Genomic DNA, 16926 nt, shown 5'->3' with positions numbered 1-16926 from the left:
CAAATGTATGAAGCTCCTTATACCTACTGCTCCATTTGCTTGCCAAGGAATCCTGCAGCCGTCTCGGCCATCTTGGATTCGAGCTGGGACATCTTGACCGATTCATCCTTGTTCACAAGGGTCACTGAACCGATCGGATCTCCACCCGCAATAATAGGTGCAATAACGAAGGTCGATATCGTTTCCGCATGATCCTTAATAAGTTCATAGGTCCCGGTATTCGCTTCAACCATAATTTTACGGCTGTCCATACTGTTCTCCAGCAGAATACTAACCTGCTTGTCCAGATATTCCTTCTTGGAGGCTCCTGCCACCGCAATAATGGTATCACGGTCTGAGATCAGCGTAATATGTCCTGTACTCTCATATAAGGATTCCGCATATTCTTTGGCAAAGTCGCCAAGCTCCCCAATCGGAGAATATTTCTTCAAAATAACCTCACCGTCACGATCCACAAAGATTTCAAGCGGATCCCCCTCGCGAATACGCAAGGTCCGGCGGATTTCTTTAGGAATAACAACCCTGCCCAGATCATCAATACGACGTACAATTCCAGTAGCTTTCATTTCACATGTTGCCCCGCTTTCTAAAGAAGTTATTGAACTACTGTAGCTTTTTATGAATAGAGAAGGGTCCAGATAATATGGACTGGATTGGTTAAATCCATATCACTTAATTCTTGACCATAGTATTAGGCTGCTCCCAATTCCTTATACATTAACCTTATCCTTAAACTTTCGCACCAAAATGGGGACAAAAAGCAGCGCGATCATCTCGCGCTGCCCCCTAGGCCAAGAAATTGCTGTTATTTACCTGTGCCTGAACTAGGTGCTGTGCCTTCATTGGTGGTAGTTCCTTTATCGGTTGTGCCAGAAGGCGTAGTTGCTGCCCCACTCTTGGAGGAATCCGCAGCGCCTTCCTTCTTGGTCTCAACCTTAGGAAGATCGATTTTCTTGATGATTTTGGTTAAGCCAGTCTGCATGAAATCATCCAGCTTGGCCGAAGCCACACTCGTCTTGAGAGTGTCCTTCTGTGCCTGAGTCAGGTCATTGAAGGTCTTCTCCGTACGGGCTTCTACACGCATAATATGGTATCCATAATCGGTTTCAACCGGATCACTGATCTTGTTCAGCGGCAGAGTCAAGGCTTTCTCCTTGAACTGCTGAACCCAGTCACCTGCCGTTGCGTCTTTATAAAGACCGCCTTGATCCTTGGAACCCGGGTCTTCAGAGTACTTCTTGGCAAGCTCTGCGAAGTCAGCGCCTTTATCCAGCTTAGCCTTAATTTCTTTGGCCAGCTTGAGGGCATCTGCCTGCTTGCGTTCCTTGCCGTTAGCATCGGTAAGACCAATGAGGATGTGACGCACTGTAGCTACGGTAAAGTCGCCCTTCTTGCTCTCGAACTCCTTCTTCACTTCATCATCAGTTATTTTGGAGGTCTCACTTTGAATAACGGTGAAGACTTTGACCATATAGGCTTTGAAGTCGGTATCGGATATCTTCTTGCTATCAAGCATCTTCTTGAACTGCGCGTCACCCAGCTGCTTCTTCATCTGGGCAATCTGCTCATCCGCTTTCTTCTCGCCTTCCTGCTTGGACTTATCATCGGCCTTGGAGCTTAGATAAGCGTAGGCAATTTCCTGCTTAATCAGGTAATCACGGAACTCATCCATCTGAGCTAACTGCTCCATTTCTGGAGACATAAGCAGCATAATTCGCTGCTCTAAATCGAACTCGTTAGCCGTGATCTCGCCGCCTTCATACGTAGCCACGACCTTGCTGGTATCCTTCTTAGTCTCCGTGGCCGCATTCTTGCTGGTATCCGCTGGAGTCTGCTCAGACTTCTTGGAACAACCGGCCAGTATGGAAAAGGTCAGCACTGCAATTAAAGCCACAAGCAGAGTCTTCCAGGACCTGCTATTATTTTGCAACATCTTGTAGTTCTCCCTTCGATTTGAATGCATCTTTAAGGGATTCAAGGAACTGTTCCAGCAGATCCATCATCTCTTTGTCACTCAAACCTTTAATTTTAATCTGGATCAGAATGCCTGTCCCTTGGTTAAATTGTACACGTCTTCCGAACTGATTTCCAACTTCGGCGAATTGGGCTGGGATTAATGCCTTTTCCCGCCCTTCGTGGAACTTCAGCTGGACTTCATCCCCGCGCCGTGTAATCGACTCAATTCCATACTGCTTCGCGTAGATCTTCAGTCTTGCTGCGGCCAGCAGGTTCTCTACAGCCTCCGGCAGTTCTCCGAACCGGTCAAGAAGCTCGTCCGCAAGCTCGGACACCTCTTCGAGTGTCGTAAGCGTGGCTGCCTTTTTGTAGATCTCAATTTTTTGAATACTATCATAAATATATTCAGGCGGTAAATAGGCATCAATGCTCAAATCAAGCACCGTGTTCCATTCATGCTTCTCTGGCGGCTCCTCACCAAGCAGGGTCACCTTGCGCTTCTGAATCTCTTCCGCCAGCATCTGGGAGTACAGGTCAAAGCCGACAGACGCAATGAAGCCATGCTGCTCCGCGCCAAGCAGGTTCCCCGCCCCGCGGATCGACAAGTCCCGCATGGCAATCTTGAAGCCGGAGCCAAGCTCCGTGAACTCCTTGATGGACTGCAGCCGCTTCTCCGCCACCTCAGTCAGCGACTTATCGCGCTGATAGGTGAAGTAGGCATAGGCAATCCGGTTGGAACGTCCTACCCGTCCGCGCAGCTGATACAGCTGGGACAGCCCCATTTTGTCCGCATCATGCACAATTAATGTATTTACATTCGGGATATCTACACCCGTCTCAATAATGCTCGTACTTACAAGGACATCATATTCCCCATCCAGGAAGTCTAGAATCGTCTTCTCCAGCTCCTGCTCCGACATCTGGCCATGCCCAATTCCTACCTTGGCCCCCGGCACAAGCATGGAGATTTGGGCGGCCATCTCCTGAATCCCCTGAACCCGGTTATACAGGTAGTACACCTGGCCTCCGCGTGCCAGCTCTCTTTCGATCGCTTCCCGGACAAGTGCCTGACTGTGCTCAACCACATACGTCTGTACCGGGAACCGGTTCTCCGGAGGTGTCTCGATGACCGACAGATCCCGCACCCCAAGCATCGACATATGAAGGGTCCGTGGAATAGGCGTTGCCGTCAGCGTGAGAACATCGACATTGACTTTAAGCCGCTTAAGCTTCTCTTTATGCGTGACGCCAAACCGCTGCTCCTCGTCCACTATCAACAGGCCAAGATCCTTGAACACCAAATCCTGCGAGAGCAGACGATGGGTCCCGATCACAATATCTACAGTCCCCGATTTGATCCCTTTCGTTGTCTCGTTCTGTTCCTTCCGACTGCGGAAGCGGCTGAGTACCTGAATGTTGATCGGATAGCCAGAGAACCGTTCGCGGAAGGTCTCATAGTGCTGCTGAGCCAAAATCGTAGTTGGTACAAGCACAGCCACCTGCTTGCCTTCCATCGCACACTTAAATGCTGCCCGGATCGCGACCTCCGTCTTGCCGTAGCCAACGTCGCCGCAGAGCAGGCGGTCCATCGGACGATTCTGCTCCATATCCTTCTTGATCTCTTCGATGGCCCGCATCTGGTCACGTGTCTCATCATAAGGGAACATGGCCTCGAATTCCTGCTGCTCCGGTGTATCCTTCTCGAATCCGTAACCCGGAGAAGCCTGGCGCTCAGCATACAGCTTGATCAATTCATCCGCAATATCCTGAACCGAGGACTGGACCTTGCTCTTAACCCGTGTCCATTCCGTACCGCCCAGCTTATATACCTTGGGCTCCTTGTCTTCAGATCCCACGTACTTCTGAATAAGATCGATTTGGTCGATCGGTACGGACAGCTTGTCACCACCCGCGTACATGATGTGAAGATAATCCTTGTGAATGCCGCCAACCTCAAGGGTTCCGATTCCAATGTACTTCCCTATGCCGTGATTCTGATGAACGACATAATCACCGATCTTCAGCTCCGTATAGCTTTTGATGCGCTCCGCATTATCCATGCTGCGTCCAACCTTGCGGGCTTTACGCTGCTTCTGTGAGAACATCTCTCCTTCGGTAATGACAACCAGGTGAATGGAGGGAAGCTCAAAACCCGTCTGCAAATTGCCCTGCAGCAGGGTCGGCTCGTCAATATTGTAATCCTGAAGAACGCGCCGCATACGCTCAATTCGTTCCTCATTGCTGGCCAGCATAAGCACATTCGCGCCGCTCTTCTTCCAGCGGTCCATCTCCGACTTCAGTACGTTCATCTGTCCGTGGAAGTCCTGCATAGTCCTGCTAGTGAAATTCAGGATATTCTGGGGCTGGATGTGAGGCACCTGCCGCAGAAATAACGACATGAAGAGAGTCTGGAATGGACGCTCATAGATGGCCTTGTCGCTATCCACCGATAAAGGAAGCTCCGGGAGAGTCTTTCCGTTCTGGAACAAATGAAGATGCCACTCCGCCTCATCGCGCTCAAGCTGCTTGCCCGTCTCCAGCAGTCTTGCCGGCTCATCCATAATGAGCAGTGTATCCTTAGGCATGTAATCATACAAAGTCTTATTCTCGGGATAAATCAGAGAAATATATTTATAGAGTTCGGGAAAATTAACATGCTCCTTCATCAGCTCAATCTCGCGGGATACTTCTTCCTTGAGCTTCAGCTTGGCCTGACGGTCCGTCATCTTATCCAGCTGATCCGCAAGCCTCGCATTAACCGCTTCAGCCGCACGATCCAGGCGTTCCCCTGAAGCGATAAGCTCTTTGCTCGGAGGAAGAGATACCTCTTTGATCTGATCCACAGATCTTTGATCCACAGGATCGAACGTACGAATCGAATCGATCTCGTCGTCGAACAGCTCAATCCGGTATGCAAGCTTGGACATTAGCGGATAAATATCTATGATTCCTCCGCGGACACTCATTTCTCCCCGGTTCTCGACACGCTGGACCCGCTCATAACCGAGTTCCACCATTTGAGTCAGGAAGGAATCCAGCTGAATCGTGCCGCCTAACTCAAGCTTCAGCTCTGCTGTGGCCAACATTTCCGGAGCAGGCACATACCTGCGAACCCCGGAGAAGGGCACGACAACAATCCCGCGGAACCCCTGCGAGCATTTGAGCAGTACTTCTATTCTCTGAGCCAGAGTTTCAGGGCTCGATACGGCAGCCTCTGCTGCCACAAGTTCATTCGCCGGGTATAAGAGCACCTGATCCGGCGATAACGCCTCCTGCAGATCCTCGGCAATTTTTTGGGCGGAGAACATGTTGTGTGTCACAACCAGCAGCGGGCGCTGAATCTGTTCATGCAGAGCTGCGAGCATCACCTGTCTGGATGATCCTGATAGGCCGGAGATGAGCTGTTCCTTCATACCGGCGGTTACACCGGTGCTTAGAGACTCAAAGTCCGGATCTTTAGAAAATGCTTCTATAAGTGCTTGTAACAAGAGTTGCACCTCTCTTATGCTTACTAATCCTTGCCCGCCCTATCCATAGGCCGAAGCAGGCCGTAAATAACCAGAAATAAGCCTCAGCATTCGTGCCAAGGCTCTACAATACGTCTTCGGTAGAACCACCGAAATCACACTACCCCTGCTATTGAAGCGGGTTCGAAAGAAGAGTTAACTCCGGATGATTCTCTAGTGCTTCCCTGCAGTAATCGCAGGTAACCCTTACGGTCATTTCCCCGTTTGAATCATACGCTATTATATCTCTCCGCTCATCGGGGGTCAAGAATTGGAAACCGAGCCTGGATTCGGACACCAGTTCGGAATCAATTCTTCCAATAAAAGTCCGGCAGTGCCGGCATACATAGTTTACTGCCATGGTTATGCCTCCAGAAGGTGAATTATACCTCTCAGTATGTCCGCAAATCCACCATTCTAAGCCCCCGGGGTGCCTTGAGCTTATTATTTACTTGTTAAACTTGGCCATCGTCTGTTCAAACGTATGGGTCAGCGCGTATTCAATCGCGTCCCCCGCTTCGTCTATCGACTGCTGAAGCAGCTCTGCCTCTTTCTTCGGAAAAGGGGCCAGCACATAGTCCACAATCGGATATCCGGGCTGTGGGCGCGAAATCCCCATGCGGATCCGGTTGAACACTTGGGTTCCGGTATGCTGAATAATGGACTTGATTCCATTATGGCCACCCGCACTGCCTTGATAACGAAGGCGATTACGCCCAATTTCCGTATCCAGGTCATCATATACTACAATAAGGTCCTCCAAGGGTACCTTGTAATAATCCATGAAGGCCCGGACTGACTCACCTGAAAGATTCATATAGGTCATCGGCTTAATTAGAGCAACCTTGGTCCCTGAAATATGCCCTTCCCCTATGATAGCCTTACATTTGCTCATCTTAATTGCGATTCCGTGCCTGGCGGCCAGAGCATCCAGTGCCATAAACCCGATATTGTGTCTTGTTTTCTCATAGTTTGGGCCTGGGTTGCCGAGCCCTACAATCCATTTCATACTCTGCGCTTACCCCTTTTCTATAATCATACCCTTTCTATTTTCCTGTAGAATCAAGGGTTTGTGTTCTTTGTAAAAAGAAATCGTTCTCATTTGGTCCATTATTGATTAAAATAAATGCATGAGTCACCATTATCCCATATTACTAACAACCACTAACCATTATATCGTTAGAAGGTGAGACATCTTTGCATGCATTTGGCTCAGAACTTAAACAAGATTCCCACTTCCAGGACCATTTAGAACATGCCATCCCCGTCCAGATTTACCGCCACGGCATTCATGTCGATATTGGCTGGATAAGGGACTTTGATGAGCATGCCGTCTTGGTCGGTGACACGCTGTACAGAAGAACAGCTTACAACTTCATATCCCGGCCCGGTTATTAGTGACCGTCCGGGTTCCCCGTATTCTACCGCCTAGCGTTATACGCCGATAGGGGTTACCCCTCCCCAATGGGAGCGGTAACCCCTCTGCATTTCTAGAAGTCCTTCTTACTCGATTTCAAACAGTTTACTGATTGATAACTCCTCGTGTACACGGATAATCGCTTCACCCATAAGGGGAGCCACCGATAACACCTTAAGCTTGCTTGTAGGATTCGGATGCGTAATCGGAATCGTATCCGTCACGATGACTTCTTTAAGCGGGGAGTTCTCAAGGCGTTCCATAGCCGGTCCAGACAGAACCGGATGTGTACAGCACGCATACACTTCCTTCACTCCGCCTTCTTTGAGCGCATTCGCACCCAGTACGATAGTTCCGGCCGTATCAATGATATCGTCCACGAGAATGGCTGTTTTACCCTCGATATTTCCGATGATATTCATCACTTCACTGACATTGGGTTCCGGACGGCGCTTATCGATGATGGCAAGCGGCGCATTCAGGAAGTCAGCCAATTTACGGGCTCTGACAACACCCCCGTGGTCAGGAGAGACAACAACCGGATTCTCAATTTGCTTGGAGCGGAAATATTGAGCCAGGATCGGAACTCCGAGCATATGGTCGACAGGAATATCGAAGAATCCCTGAATCTGCATAGCATGCAGGTCCATCGTAATGACGCGGTGAGCTCCGGCCTTTTCGATCAGGTTCGCTACAAGCTTGGCCGTAATTGGATCACGGGAGCGTGCCTTGCGATCCTGACGTGCATATCCGTAGTACGGAATCACGACGTTGATGCTTTTTGCAGACGCCCGCTTAAGAGCATCCACCATGACCAGAAGCTCCATCAGGTTATCGTTGACAGGTCCACATGTGGATTGAACAACATATACGTGAGAACCGCGAACACTTTCCGACAGCTTCACTTGAATTTCCCCGTCACTAAAGCTCGTGGTCTCCGAATCGCCCATAGGAATGCCGATATAGTCCGCAATCTGATGAGCAAGCTTAGGGTTGGAGTTACATGTGAAAATCTTTAGTTTGGAATCGCAATAAGTCATAAAATTAAAACCCTCCGTGCTAAATAGATTGAACTAAAGAATATCGATGACCAGGCTTTAGCTCAATCCATACGGATTGATCACTAAATTTAGTTCTTTCCATACTTGTATGGTCATTGAAATATTCCGTGCAGATCTTGGTGCTTGGTCTAATCCTGTTCTCTTTGCTTCTTCGCTTGTGCACGGGCCCGAATCTTCTCCGCATAACCGGATTTATTCTCCTGGCGCTGTCTGGCAATAGCCAAATCGTTGTCTGATACCGACTGCGTAATGGTGGAGCCCGCTACTACGTATGCTCCTTTACCTACCTTGACAGGTGCAATCAAATTCACATTGCTGCCGATAAAAGCATCGTCTTCGATTTCGGTAATTGACTTATTATAACCATCATAATTTACCGTAATCGCCCCACAGCCGATATTTACATTCTTACCGACTTTAGCGTCCCCAATATAGCTCAAATGAGATACCTTGGAGCCGTCATCCAGTGAGGCATTCTTGATTTCTACGAAATCGCCTACTTTTACCTGCTGCCCCAGTTTAGTGCCTGGACGCAAATAAGCGAAAGGTCCGACCGTTGTTCCACTGCCGGCTTCCGCCTGATGGAGTACGGAATGTTTAATAGTAACGCCGTCCTGAAGATTGCTGTCTGCAATCTCTGTAGAAGGCCCTATTACACATTGTTCCCCGATTATAGTATTTCCGGAAATGGTAGTTCCCGGGTAGATCACGGTATCTGAGCCGATCGTTACATCAGCACCGATATATGTTGAGCTTGGATCGATAATTGTAACACCATTCAACATATGCTTCTTAACAATCCGCTGACGCATAAAGCCTTCAGCCTCTGATAGAGCAACACGGTCATTGACGCCGATGGATTCCGCATGGTCATCCGTCACGTAAGCGCTAACAACCTCACCTTCCCCTACGAAAATGCCGATTACATCTGTTAAGTAATATTCCTGCTGAGCATTTTGATTCGTAACCTTCTCCAGCGCGGCAAATAATTTAGCATTATCAAAGCAATAAGTGCCTGTGTTGATTTCCTTTACGGCATCCTGCTCCGGTGTGCAGTCCTTCTGTTCAACGATCTGAACAACAGCACCATCTTCACCTCTAATGATACGTCCATACCCCTTAGGGTTGTCCATCACAGCGGATAGCACCGTTGCGGCTGCGCCCTTACTTTGGTGAACCTTCATCAGCTCTTCCAGCGTCTCTGGTGTAACAAGAGGAGTATCTCCGCAAATCACAATTGTTGTTCCCTCTTCACTCCCTAGCAGGTCCTTGGCCTGCTTAACAGCATGACCCGTACCGAGCTGTTGTGCCTGCAGTACGTATTCAGCTGATGTTCCAAGATAAGACTGGACGGCTTCTGCACCATGACCTACGACCACGATACTGCGTTCACAATTGACTTTTTTCACGGTGTCTAGAACATGTCCAACCATCGGTTTGCCACATACAGGATGCAGCACTTTGTATAGCTTTGATTTCATGCGTTTTCCCTTTCCTGCAGCCAGAACAATTGCTAATCTTTTCAAGGCCACGGCCTCCTTCTCTTGAACTCATTACTGAATATATCTTATTCTGCGCAAAAAGAAAAGAGAGCCACAAGTACATGGCCCTCTTTTCTTGAACCCCAATAAGATAAGACATAACTCCTACACAGATTGAATCTTAAGCCCCTTCAACGATAACTTCCTCTTCCTCTTCGACCGCAGCGCGATCATACTCAGCGAGGACCGCAGCTTGGATCTTCTCACGGGTACCGGAAGAAATCGGATGAGCGATGTCCCGGAATTCACCATCCGGTGTGCGCTTGCTAGGCATAGCGACAAACATTCCATTGTTACCGTCGATGACGCGAATGTCATGAACAACGAATTCGTTATCGATGGTAATGGATGCGATTGCTTTCATTCTGCCTTCTGAGCTTACACGGCGAAGTCTTACATCCGTAATTTGCATATGTGTTCACCACCTTTTTCCATCAGAGACTTGGTGTAATATTCCACATTGCAGACGGAAATCCTCTTTTTTGGCGAACAAAAAGCCCTAAATTAAGGAATTTTTTTTGTAAGACGGCCTTTTCGACTAAATTCGTGAGAATCTGCTAAGATATTTGGGATTTTCGACAAAATCTATTTGGCGTCAAATTTACTGAAATAGTTGCCTGGCTGAACTACAATTTCCTTCACTTTCGGATCTACGGCTGTTAACGTAGCCAAGGATACATAATCATGGAGAAGGCGCTGCTCGGATTCCACTTCCCCCGACTCTACAAGTACCCCTACACCGGCTACAGTAGCGTTAAACTCTGCCAGCAGATCGACCATACCCTGAATCGTTCCCCCAGCTTTCATGAAGTCATCCACAATCAGCACACGGGAATTCTCCTTGAGTGCCCGCCGGGATAACGTCATGGTATGCAGACTCTTATGTGAGCCTGAGACATAGTTGATACTTACGGCAGACCCTTCGGTTACCTGATGGTCTCTGCGTACCAGCACAACCGGAAGGTTAAGCTGCGCTCCAGTAGCATAGGCTAGCGGAATGCCTTTCGTCTCAACGGTCATAATCACATCAATATTCTGATTGGCGAATACGGTAGCGAACAGCCTCCCCGCTTCGTTCATCAAATTCGGAAGACCCAGTAAGTCCGACATATACAAATAGCCGCCCGGCAGAATTCGATTCCGGTCAGACAGCATGCCGCACAGCTGCTCAATAAACTCACGTGCCTGCGTTTCCCCGACTTTAGGAATGAACTTCACGCCCCCTGCTGCACCGGCAAGGGTCAGCAGATCCCCCATACCCTCATCTTCAAATACTTCCTTGATGATCGACAGATCCTCACTAATCGAAGACTTGGCAGCTCCATATCGTTCAGCAAATGTAGTTAGTGGAATCAGGTGATGCGGACGGAGTAACAGATACTGGGTCATTTCCACCAATCTGGCGCTTCTTTTTAATTTTTTCACGAAAGACCCCTCGCTAAATAGATAGAACCCGGATTATGTCTGGCCCCGAGTTCCTACTCTATAAAATCCGAATATTTTAAAGAAAATATACCATCTTTGTACGGATATGTCCAAAAAATGTTCCACGGCGCCCTCTCAGCTTATGTGAGCAGTCGCACGGCATACACTTCTTTGCAGAAGCCCCTAAGGCCGTTGTATATACGGGCCACTTTGGATTCCTTGGACACCAGGCCGAATACCGTAGGCCCGCTGCCCGACATCAGCACCCCGTCTGCCCCGAGCCGAATCATCGTCTCTCTGAGCTGAGCCACTTCCGGGTGCATCTGCAGCGTCACATCCTCAAGCACATTGCCAAGCTCGCTGCATACCGCAGGGAACGACCCCTGCTCAATGGCTTGCTGCATGCGCTGCGCGGAAGGATGCTTCTCGATCTTGTCGCTGCGAAAGCGCCCGTACACCTCTGCGGTAGATACATTAATCGGCAGCTTGGCGAGGATGACCCAGCACTGCGGTGGATCCGGGAGCGGAGTAAGCTGCTCCCCGCGTCCTGTAGCGAGCGCGGTCCCTCCAGTCACACAGAAGGGCACATCAGAACCAAGCTCGGCTCCGAGTGCCTGCAGCTCCTCTAACGGGATGTTCAGATTCCATAGACGGTTCAGCCCTCTAAGCGCTGCAGCGGCATCACTGCTGCCGCCGGCCAGCCCCGCAGCTACCGGAATCTTTTTGTCCAGATGGATATATACCCCTTTGGATACCTGATATCGTTCTTTAATAAGCTTCGCGGCTTGGAACGCCAAGTTCTTCTCATCCAGCGGAATGTAACCCACCTGGCTGGAGATGATAATCATATCCCGCGGCAGCTCCTTCATTTCCAATCGGTCGGCCAAATCGACCATGGTCATAATCATTTCCACTTCGTGATAGCCGTCAGGCCGTTTATGTAGGACATCCAGCATAAGATTAATCTTCGCCGGTGCTTTTTCGTAAATCTTCAAGGCGTTCACCCACTCTTAAGTTTCCGTCTAGATGGCTTGAACTCGCTACTGATGAGCCCATTCCATAAGCACTGCATGGTTATTTTGTTCATTATAACAAAAAGTTTATATGAAGTCTTATTTATGCAGCGGAATAGAGACAAAAGACCCCTCCATAAGCCATGGAGGAGTCTTTGCGGGTTTACGAATTGCGGGATGCGGACTGCTCAGCCATTTGTATGGCGCGTTTAATCATGTTGCCTGCGTCTTTAGCCTTGATTGCGCCCCATCCCTCTTTTTGTACGGTATCATAGAAGCCCAGATCCTTGGCAAGCTCCACCTTCAGGTCTTCGGACATGACACTGCGTCTTCTGCGCGACATGAGAGGCCCTCCTTTAAGATCTATAAGTAAGGAACCCTGTTAGTATGACGCGCCTTCCGGATCTCATGCACAGGATCTGCAGCCAATTTCGCACAGGACTCCCGCCAATAAAAAAAGCAGCCCCGACGTAAAGCGCCAAGGCCGCTTGTGAACTGTATAACATGATGTTCTAAGGTTTAATATACGAAATCCTCATCTCGCTGTCTGCATTATCATCACAGATCGTTACTTCCACGGATTCGGTTAGTATATCGGCATAACTGTAGGATACGCGTTTGAAAGTCTGCTGCTCTTGATCGAGCTTGACAATAAAGACAGAGGGATAGGTCTCCTCCAGAACACCCGTGCGTTCAACGGTCTTACGGCGACCCCCGTTCGCACGCAGCAGAATCTTCTGTCCAACGTGAGCTTCGAGATTGTTCTTAATTTCCGACAGCGCATTTTTCGCCATTACCTATGACCACCTCTTTCTTGTCCATTATACTCCTATACTCACACTTTGTCAAATCAAAATAAATAATTATATCAAGGGTCAAAATCCGTTGTCAACGATTTTTTTTGCGAACCCGTCAGAACCCTTGTTGTGCCAAGAAAAAAAACATTTAACTGACCTGTTTAGCTTATGTAGTTGTTCTGAAATTTAGCAGCAATCCGGACAAAACAAATAGGCCCCGTATCCCGGGACCTACATAGAACATATACTTTAGAACGAAGTTAGTTAGCTGAGGGAACCACTTTTAGGGTCGAAAGATCCCGGAATCTTGGCAGGCCAATCCGATAGCTGCCGCGGGTCTCAATTCCCCCTACGCCCTGTAGACCGCTGATGGTATGGTTAAGCACATCTGTAATATGAATCGTATTCCTAATCGGGGTAAAAGAAGCCTTAGCCGCCACATACACAGGGTCCAGCGCATGAATCAGAATACGGGCTGGTGAACTCGCAAAATTAGCCCCTGCCTGCAGCAGCGCCTCAAAGTGGGACTGACACGCCCCTGCGACGATCGTCAGCGCATCAAAGCCGCGCTCATACTGACGAGCCACCTGCACAGCCTCTACGAAGCTGCGAGAGTTCTTGTAGCTGTTCAAATTGTACAGATCCTGGTTAATTAATCCCTTAAGCACCCCATCGTGGCCCGTAATGACCAGAATATCCGGTCGCACCCTGGGCAGCAGACTGCGCAGGGCATCCGCCATGGCTGGCTCTTGAACATAGTAACCCTCTGCTGGAACCCGCAGCTTTTCATAAAGATCTAGGCTCTTCTTCAAATAAGCCGGGTCTCCGTCCAAATGCAGCACCTTTCCCGGCACCTCGAAATAGACGGGGCCATTCAGTGAATGCAGCTCCTGCATCAGTTCGGCCTGATTGCGTTCATCCTGGTTCTTCCGATCCTGCTGAAGCCGCTCCAGCGATTCCGTGGCCTTCACTCTGGCCCGCTGAGACTTCTCGGAGGGTACGGGGCGTTCCACTCTAACCAGATCCGTAAGCGGGGCATCCGCCAGTAATCGAAACTCAGTTCCTTTAATGATTGCCTGGCTGCGTGTCATGGATTCCACACGAAAGGTAACGTCGCCTCCGTATGATCTGCGCACAACCAAGTCTCCCAAATTCGTCAAGTCCATCACCTCTAGACTCATCGTATGGGCAAATGTGTACTTTGGTTCCTTAAAGCCAAGCTATTTGAGCCCGGCCCGGAGCAGCACATTGCTGAGCCTTGCAAATTCTTGCAGGCTCAAAGTCTCCGCACGTCTTGACGGGACGATCTCCGCTTCTTGAAGCAACCTCTCCAGCTCCTCACGCCCCTCTTTTGCGAAGAACCGGCTTTTGAGATTATTGGAGATCGTCTTTCTCCGCTGGGCGAATGAGGCTTGGACTACATCAAAAAAGAACTCTTCGTTATCCACCGCAACGGGAGGCTCTTTACGAACCTTTAGGCGAATGACGGCTGAATCCACGTTCGGCTGCGGAATGAACACGGTATGTGGGACGATACAGACCAGCTCAGGTTCACAATAATATTGGACCGCAATACTGAGACTGCCGTATTCCTTGCCTCCGGGTGCTGCCGCCATACGTTCAGCTACTTCCTTCTGAATCATCACGACAATATTCTCTAGCGGCAGGTGCTCTTCCAGCAGCTTCATAATGATCGGTGTCGTTACATAGTAAGGGAGGTTGGCCACCACACTGATACCGCTCAGCCCTGCGTATTCCGTCTCGATCAACGTCTTGAGGTCCAGCTTGAGTACGTCTCCATGTACGATCTGGATATGAGGGTAGGGCTCAAGTACTTCCTTCAGGATCGGGATCAGCCTTTGATCGATCTCAACAGCAGTGACCTTAGCGGCCGTTTCAGCGAGCTTCTGAGTCAATGCACCTATGCCGGGTCCGATCTCAAGCGCACCCTTCGTGTCATCGAGCTCGGCCGCTCCTACAATCTTGGACAGGATATTCTGGTCTATAAGAAAGTTCTGACCCAGACTTTTCTTAAATGCGAATCCATGCCGCTGAATAATTTCCTTCGTCCGCTTCGGGGTTGATATATCTTCCATCCTGCTCATTCGGGTTATACTCCTTTGTCCTCTAATTGATGAAGGGCTGCAGCGAATTCCTCTCTGCTGATCTGAAAGATCCGCAGCCGCTTAAAGAACTGCTTCCCATTGCAGTAACCGATCCCCAGCTGTTCACCCATAAAGTGACGCCTGGCGGCAGCATTCGGATGTACAATCAACCCCGCCTCAATCAGATCGTTAAAGTCGATCAGCGTCTCTTCTGCGGTATATTCACTGCGCACCCGGGACAGCGCCTCACGGATCGTCTCGGGTGAGGCATTCTCCACTCCGATATCCCCCCGGTAAGTCGCTTCTGCTTCCGTCAGGAAGGCGTGCTTGCATCCAGGTACCTTGGCAGCTACAATCTTGCGTATGCGTTCTCCGGCATGATCCGGGTCTGTAAAGATAATAACTCCCCGGCGCTCCTGTGCCAGCTGGATCTTCTTGAGGACAGCGGGCCCAATGGCCGATCCGCCGGTCTCAATGGTATCCGCCTCTACCGCCCTCTTGACGGCTACGGTATCGTCCCGTCCTTCTACTACAATGACCTCCTTAATCATGGACGCCATCCTTTCCACAACAGCTTATTATAAAAAGAAAAGCACCTTTCGGCGCCTGTTCAGGTAATTCCTGGAACCACTTAAAAAACACAGCCTATTATACGATATATAAAGTATTCAGCTCTTCTAAGTCTTATACAACCCAGAATAACAAAAAGAAGAGGAAGTCTCCTCTTCTTAGCATATAACTATTCAACATCTGTAATGGTACCTTATTCCACGTTCAAAGTAAATGTCAGTACAGAATGGATTAGTTCAATTCCGGTTTGACAGGACCAATAACATAGACCGTACGTCCTTTTTTGCGTCCAAAGTTATTTGCAGCCTTCAAACTGTCATAATACACATCGATTTTGTTGCCTTTAATGGCGCTGCCGGTATCCTCCGCTTTGCGGAAGCCCACGCCTTCAATATAGACCCACCAGCCCATAGGAATCACATTCGTATCTACCGCAATGGTTCTTCCTTCGCTTACACGGGCTCCAGAAGCTGTCTTGGTACCAATACCGCTCTCTTCGGAAGAGTAAGCAGTCAAAGATACGTTCTTCAGCACTTTTTTATATTTGAACTGCACGCCGCCCTTTTTGACGCTGTTGTTCTGACTGATCTTCACAGCCTGGTTGGAACGGTCAATGCTCGCTGCTAGAACTTGGGTCTTTGGCTTCGTGCCTACAGCCAAAACTTTCGTTGATGGCTGCTTCTCCACGGACTTATTAACTAACCGTTTCGACACCAACTGGCCATCTTGATACACCTTTTCGATTTCATGAACTACAACACCTGTATGGCCCTTCTGGACCAGCTTGGTCTTGCCCTTCTCCAGAGAAGGATCTGAAGTCTTAACAAAGGTGTAAGGAATGCTCTCCGTTCTCTTCAGGGTATGCTTAGCAACCCGGACGATACGGATATGCAGGTCCGATTGAATCGGACTGTTCAAGGAAGGATACACTTTGTCTTCGCTTGATACAGATACGCCCAGCTTGGATATAGCTTCCTGAACACTGTCCGCTGTAGTAAGGTGCTGACTGGTCACACCATCCGCTGTGACCTTAACCGGAACTACACGGTCGATGAAGAGCTGATTCCCATCTTGAAAAGTACCGCTGAGAGATAGTGAACCCGGGTCTTCTGTATTCAGATTAGTTTCTTGCTGTTCCAGCACTTGATCTGGCTTCGTCTCCGGCGTACCGGCAGACTGCGTATTGCCATCTGCAACCAAGTAAATGCTCTTGTCAGCCTGGGTGTAGAACCAAGCCATTACGCTGACAAGCAATGCGACGGTGATGATTCCTCCAACTATAATTTGACGCTTGTTCTCTTGCTTCCATCGCAACGCGTAAGACATGCTGGATGATCGTGAACCATGGGTAGTTTCTTTAGGTCCGAAAAAGCCCACTTCTTACGTCCTCCTTCATAGCCCCGCCGTCTAAGATCGACTCATATAGAATTTGACGCGACTATATACCGTTTTTTACGAAATGCCCGACATGCGGCATGTTCGTATCCTGCTCCAGCCTGTTAGGCGTCTCCTCTGTCATACCACTGTATGACGGC

17 protein-coding genes are annotated in these 16926 nt (G+C 49.2%); 1 reads left to right on the top strand and 16 read right to left on the bottom strand.

Annotated elements, in window-relative coordinates; translation table 11 throughout:
* Window positions 1-23: 23 nt before the first annotated feature.
* The 5 genes from spoVT to pth all read right to left on the bottom strand — a co-directional run bounded on the left by spoVT (window position 24) and on the right by pth (window position 6471).
* Entirely contained in the window at window positions 24-566 is a 543-nt protein-coding gene (gene spoVT / locus ACEN86_RS00165) for a stage V sporulation protein T (protein ID WP_127201056.1), read from the bottom strand.
* 239 nt (window positions 567-805) lie between these two features.
* Entirely contained in the window at window positions 806-1933 is a 1128-nt protein-coding gene (locus tag ACEN86_RS00160) for a peptidylprolyl isomerase (protein ID WP_495632407.1), read from the bottom strand.
* A complete protein-coding gene (gene mfd / locus ACEN86_RS00155) occupies window positions 1920-5444 on the bottom strand; it encodes a transcription-repair coupling factor (RefSeq protein ID WP_495632406.1) in 3525 nt (1174 codons plus the stop codon). The genes ACEN86_RS00160 and mfd overlap by 14 nt, the downstream gene beginning before the upstream one ends.
* 148 nt (window positions 5445-5592) lie before the next feature.
* Window positions 5593-5823: an anti-sigma-F factor Fin gene (gene fin / locus ACEN86_RS00150; RefSeq protein ID WP_127201053.1), complete on the bottom strand. Its 231-nt coding sequence runs from the start codon at window positions 5821-5823 to the stop codon at window positions 5593-5595.
* 87 nt (window positions 5824-5910) lie between these two features.
* Entirely contained in the window at window positions 5911-6471 is a 561-nt protein-coding gene (pth, locus tag ACEN86_RS00145) for an aminoacyl-tRNA hydrolase (protein WP_495632405.1), read from the bottom strand.
* Window positions 6472-6659: 188 nt separating this feature from the next.
* On the opposite strand from pth, the gene ACEN86_RS00140 reads away from it, so the two are divergent.
* Window positions 6660-6860, top strand: coding sequence for a hypothetical protein (locus ACEN86_RS00140; protein WP_495632404.1), 201 nt, complete (start codon window positions 6660-6662; stop codon window positions 6858-6860).
* A gap of 105 nt (window positions 6861-6965) precedes the next feature.
* On the opposite strand, the gene ACEN86_RS00135 is transcribed toward ACEN86_RS00140, so the two are convergent.
* The 11 genes from ACEN86_RS00135 to ACEN86_RS00085 form a co-directional block, all read right to left on the bottom strand.
* Complete coding sequence (locus tag ACEN86_RS00135; RefSeq protein WP_068621711.1) at window positions 6966-7919, bottom strand: ribose-phosphate diphosphokinase; 954 nt, start codon at window positions 7917-7919, stop codon at window positions 6966-6968.
* 149 nt (window positions 7920-8068) lie between these two features.
* Window positions 8069-9466 (bottom strand): bifunctional UDP-N-acetylglucosamine diphosphorylase/glucosamine-1-phosphate N-acetyltransferase GlmU, encoded by a 1398-nt coding sequence (gene glmU, locus ACEN86_RS00130; protein WP_495632403.1) that lies wholly within the window; start codon window positions 9464-9466, stop codon window positions 8069-8071.
* 136 nt (window positions 9467-9602) lie between these two features.
* Window positions 9603-9893, bottom strand: a complete 291-nt coding sequence (spoVG, locus tag ACEN86_RS00125; RefSeq protein ID WP_495632402.1) for a septation regulator SpoVG — start codon at window positions 9891-9893, stop codon at window positions 9603-9605.
* Window positions 9894-10066: 173 nt separating this feature from the next.
* Complete coding sequence (gene purR, locus ACEN86_RS00120) at window positions 10067-10906, bottom strand: pur operon repressor (RefSeq protein ID WP_495632401.1); 840 nt, start codon at window positions 10904-10906, stop codon at window positions 10067-10069.
* A gap of 140 nt (window positions 10907-11046) precedes the next feature.
* A complete protein-coding gene (gene ispE / locus ACEN86_RS00115) occupies window positions 11047-11901 on the bottom strand; it encodes a 4-(cytidine 5'-diphospho)-2-C-methyl-D-erythritol kinase (RefSeq protein WP_495632400.1) in 855 nt (284 codons plus the stop codon).
* Between the two features lie 181 nt (window positions 11902-12082).
* The gene (locus tag ACEN86_RS00110; RefSeq protein WP_495632399.1) at window positions 12083-12262 is read right to left on the bottom strand and encodes a small, acid-soluble spore protein, alpha/beta type; all 180 of its coding nucleotides are present in this window, start codon (window positions 12260-12262) and stop codon (window positions 12083-12085) included.
* A gap of 169 nt (window positions 12263-12431) precedes the next feature.
* Entirely contained in the window at window positions 12432-12713 is a 282-nt protein-coding gene (gene veg / locus ACEN86_RS00105; RefSeq protein ID WP_127201046.1) for a biofilm formation stimulator Veg, read from the bottom strand.
* Window positions 12714-12976: 263 nt separating this feature from the next.
* Window positions 12977-13882, bottom strand: coding sequence for a sporulation peptidase YabG (yabG, locus tag ACEN86_RS00100; protein ID WP_495632398.1), 906 nt, complete (start codon window positions 13880-13882; stop codon window positions 12977-12979).
* 54 nt (window positions 13883-13936) lie between these two features.
* A complete protein-coding gene (rsmA, locus tag ACEN86_RS00095) occupies window positions 13937-14821 on the bottom strand; it encodes a 16S rRNA (adenine(1518)-N(6)/adenine(1519)-N(6))-dimethyltransferase RsmA (protein ID WP_495632397.1) in 885 nt (294 codons plus the stop codon).
* A 5-nt stretch (window positions 14822-14826) separates the two neighbouring features.
* Window positions 14827-15372, bottom strand: a complete 546-nt coding sequence (rnmV, locus tag ACEN86_RS00090; RefSeq protein WP_495632396.1) for a ribonuclease M5 — start codon at window positions 15370-15372, stop codon at window positions 14827-14829.
* A 250-nt stretch (window positions 15373-15622) separates the two neighbouring features.
* Window positions 15623-16768, bottom strand: coding sequence for a resuscitation-promoting factor (locus ACEN86_RS00085; RefSeq protein ID WP_495632395.1), 1146 nt, complete (start codon window positions 16766-16768; stop codon window positions 15623-15625).
* Between the last annotated feature and the right edge of the window lie 158 nt (window positions 16769-16926).

This window comes from Paenibacillus sp. Paensp111, from assembly GCF_059492195.1.
Note: the sequence above shows the minus strand (reverse complement) of the source record. Positions and strands in the feature narration are given on the sequence as shown.